This is a genomic window from Streptomyces murinus, assembly GCF_002154555.1.
Taxonomy (GTDB): domain Bacteria; phylum Actinomycetota; class Actinomycetes; order Streptomycetales; family Streptomycetaceae; genus Streptomyces; species Streptomyces murinus.
In genome coordinates this window covers 1-410 of the sequence record NZ_MUNF01000904.1, presented here as the reverse complement: position 1 = coordinate 410, position 410 = coordinate 1, and the positions used below count along the sequence as shown (strand labels likewise).

The 410-nt window shown below is 68.8% G+C and carries 1 pseudogene; it reads right to left on the bottom strand.

The features are described from left to right. Positions 1-410: pseudogene (locus CCN72_RS41160) on the bottom strand (PE-PGRS family protein); the annotation flags it as partial.

The window sequence follows — 410 nt, the reverse complement described above, 5'->3', positions numbered from 1 at the left end:
TGGCCGTACGAGCCGTTCGGCAGGACCATGTCGCCGTTCCAGTCCTTGGAGCCGAGTCCGCCGCCGGAGATGTCCTGGCCCCACAGTTTCGGGCTGGCGGCGCCGACGGCGACCTTGTTCGTGAGGGAGGCCAGAATGCCGCCCTTCTCCTTGAACTTGCCGGGTTTGCCGTCCTTGTTGGGGCCGATGGAGGTGCGGTGGGTGGCGAAGTCCCTTTCGGACACGCCCTGGGCGGTCTCCCCCTTGGTGTCGTCCTTGGTCACGCCCAGGAAGTGCGGAAGCCAGTAGGCGGGCTCGTCCTTCGAACTCAGCGCCGGGATCCGTACGTTGACGCGGCCGCCGTGGGCCAGCGCACGGACGACGTCCTGCTCGTAGTCCGCCCCGTGCCGGCCCTCCGCCGGGCTGTAGAG